Source organism: Actinotalea sp. JY-7885, from assembly GCF_014525465.1.
Taxonomy (GTDB): Bacteria; Actinomycetota; Actinomycetes; order Actinomycetales; family Cellulomonadaceae; genus Actinotalea.
Map to the genome: position 1 here is coordinate 1 of NZ_JACEXH010000263.1, position 3,118 is coordinate 3,118.

The 3,118-nt window shown below is 78.2% G+C and carries 4 protein-coding genes; all 4 read left to right on the forward strand.

What is annotated here, in order from left to right:
- On the forward strand, positions 1-681 hold a 681-nt coding region (locus tag IDM29_RS15960; protein WP_223148413.1), incomplete at its 5' end, for a hypothetical protein.
- Positions 678-1,670, forward strand: coding sequence for a MoxR family ATPase (locus IDM29_RS15965; RefSeq protein ID WP_182111593.1), 993 nt, complete (start codon positions 678-680; stop codon positions 1,668-1,670). The genes IDM29_RS15960 and IDM29_RS15965, both read left to right, overlap by 4 nt.
- Complete coding sequence (locus tag IDM29_RS17730; protein WP_220457951.1) at positions 1,671-2,840, forward strand: DUF58 domain-containing protein; 1,170 nt, start codon at positions 1,671-1,673, stop codon at positions 2,838-2,840.
- On the forward strand, positions 2,837-3,118 hold a 282-nt coding region (locus IDM29_RS15975), incomplete at its 3' end, for a hypothetical protein (protein WP_223148414.1). The genes IDM29_RS17730 and IDM29_RS15975, both read left to right, overlap by 4 nt.

Sequence of the window (3,118 nt, forward strand, 5' to 3'; positions counted from 1 at the left end):
GGCGCCGGTCCCGTCGCGACGGCGACCGCCGCGGTCGCGCCGCCCCCGCCGCCCGCGCCGCGTGCGGGCGACGGCGTGGTCTCGTGGGTGACCTTCGCGGCGCCGGGCCAGTACGACCAGGAGATCCCGATGCGCGCCGGGCTCGCCCCGCCGGCCGGCTGGGCGGCGCACACGGGCGGCTGCGAGCTCGTCGTCACGAGCACCGCCGGGAGCGGGTCGTCGCGGTCGATCCCCTGCGCGACCTCCGGCGAGGTGTGGCTGGGGCAGTTCCCGGGCGGGTCGACGGTCACCGTGAGCGTGCGCGCGCTGGGTCTGGACGTGACGTCCGCGGCGGTCCCGGGCGAGGTCCCCCTGCGCAACAGCTGGGCCTACTGCGACCCGAACACGGGCATCTGCACCCAGCCCGTGGGCCTGCCGACCGACCCCGACGCTGGGACCGCGACGATCGTGCCCCTGCCGTGGACGCCGGTGCCGGGCCTGCCCGGCGGCCCCGAGCCCGGCCCCTTCCTCGCCGCGGGCGTCGTGCTGCTGGGCGCCGCGGGCGCGCTGCGGGCCGCGCGCCTGCGCGAGCGCGTGCAGAGCGGTCTCGCCTCCGACCGGGCCGACGGCTGCGACGTCGCCCCGGTCGTCGTCCCACCGTCACACCCGACCAGCCCCACGATCGAGGAGACCCGCCCATGACGCCCGAGCCCCTCGCCCCCCAGCCGCTCGACGAGCAGGCGATCGCGCGGTTCCGCGTCGTGCACGGGAAGGTCGTCGACGCCGTCGAGTCCGCGCTGCACGGCAAGCGTGCCGTCGTCGAGCTCGTCGCGGTGGCGCTCTTCGCGTCCGGGCACGTCCTGCTCGAGGACGTGCCCGGGACGGGCAAGACGACGCTGGCGCGGGCGCTCGCGGCGGCCCTGGGCGGCTCGTCGCGGCGCATCCAGTTCACCCCCGACCTGCTGCCCACCGACGTCACCGGCACGTCCGTCTTCGAGCCCGGGACGGGCGAGGTGCGCTTCCGCCCGGGCCCCGTCTTCAGCAACGTCCTGCTCGCCGACGAGATCAACCGTGCCGCGGCCAAGACGCAGTCCGCCCTGCTGGAGGTCATGGCGGAGCGCACGGTGACGGTCGACGGCGTGGGGCACGTGGTGCCGGACCCGTTCCTCGTGGTGGCGACGCAGAACCCCATCGACCTCGACGGCACCTACCGCCTCCCGGAGGCGCAGCTCGACCGGTTCCTGCTGCGGATCGCGATCGGGTACCCGGACGTCGAGCACGAGCTCGAGATCCTGCGCCCCGGCAGCTCCGCGGGCCGGGTGCAGGACGTCGCGACGGTGACGTCCCCGGACGAGGTCGCCGCGCTCACCAGCGCGCTGCGCCGGCTGCACGTCGCCGAGCCGATCCTGCGCTACGTGCGCGAGCTCGGCGCCGCGACCCGGGACGACCACCGGCTGCGCCTCGGTGCGAGCACGCGCGCGCTCCGGTCCCTCGTGGCGGCCGCGCAGGTGCACGCGGCCGCCCAGGGGCGGCACTTCGTCGTGCCGAGCGACGTCCAGCGGCTCGTCCGGCCCGTCCTGTCGCACCGGCTCGTCCTGACACGTGAGGCCGTCCTCGCGGGCACGACCACGGCCGAGCTCCTCGACGACGTCGTCGCACGCGTCGACGCGCCCCGGCCCGCGGCGGTCTGAGTGCGTGACGGCGCCCGCCCCACGGCCCGGGGCCTCGTCGTGCTCGGCCTCGGTGCGGCGAGCCTCGGGGGTGGGCTCGCCGCCGGGTACGGCGGGCTCGTCGGCCTCGGGCTCGCCCTCCTGCTCCTGGTGGCGGTCGCCGTCGTCTCCGTCCTGCTGCCCGCGCCCCTCGCGATCGAGCGCAGCGTCGAGCCGGAGCGGGTGCCACGGCTGGGTGCCGGAGCGGCCGTCGCGCACGTGACGAACGCCTCCGCCTGGTGGCCGCTCGGCCTCACCGGGTGGGACCGGGTCGGCGGCACGAGGGTGCCGGTCCGCGTCCCGCAGCTGCGTCCGGGCGCCTCGGTCGAGGTGCGCTCGGACGTGCCCACGCAGCGGCGGGGGGTCCTGTCCGTCGGACCGCTCGTGCTCGACCGCCGCGGCGTCGCCGGGCTCGCGCGCTCCCGCAGGACGCACGGCGCGCAGCGCACCGTCACGGTGCTGCCGCGCCTCCTGCCCGTCGAGGCGCCGCCGCCCGGCGTGCGCCGCGGGCACGTCGGGGCCGACGAGCGCGTCGAGCACGGTGGGACGGACCTCGTCGGGATCCGCGAGTACGTGCCGGGGGACGACCTGCGGCGCCTGCACTGGGCGACCAGCGCGCGCGTCGGCACGCTCATGGTCCGCGAGGACGCGGACCCCTCGCAGCCGCACCTGACGGTGCTCCTGGACGACGACGCCGCCGCGTACGCGGGCGACGGGTTCGAGGAGGCTGTCGACGTCGCCGCGTCGCTCGTCGCCGGGGCCGTCGCGTCCGGCAGCCCGGTGCGGCTCCTGACCACCAGCGGCCGCCTCACGCACGACGTGCCCGCGGGGCCGCCTGGGTCGGGGGCACCCGGCGCGCTGGTCGAGGAGGTGCTCACGGCCTGCGCGCTGCTGGACCCGTCGACAGGGCGGGCCGCCGCGGTGGCCGCGTCCGTCGGGGTCCCGGCCCCGGACGTGCTCGCGGTCGTGTGCGGCGCCGGCAGCGACCTGCGCGACCTGTCGCTGCGGGCGCACGCCGCCCCGCACGGCTCCCTGCTCGTCGTGGACCCGGCGCCCGACCGCGTCGTCGACGTCGTCGGCGGCACCACGGTGGTGCGCGGCCCGCGCGCGGAGGACGTCACGGCCGCGTGGTCGCTCGCGGTGGTCCGATGAGGGCCGCGCGCGTCGCCTGGGCGGCACTGGTCCCCGCGGTCGCGGCGACGACCCTCGTGACCGCCTTCACGGCGGGGCCGGTGCTCGTCCTCCTCCTGCTGGCCGCCGTCGTCCTCCCCTTCGGGGCGGTGGCCCTGGGGGCGCGGCTGAGCGTGCCGGCGTGGGCCGTGGCCGCTGCGACGACCGCCCTCGTGCTGGTCGCCGCCGTCACCTCGGTGCGCGGGGTGGCCGGCGACCCGGGCCCGGCCGTCGGCGGCTGGCGGGCGAGCGCCCTCGGA

Coding starts and splice junctions, on each gene's coding strand:
- IDM29_RS15965 (WP_182111593.1), top strand. CDS start 678: ATGACGCCCGAGCCCCTCGCCCCCCAGCCGCTCGACGAGCAGGCGATC.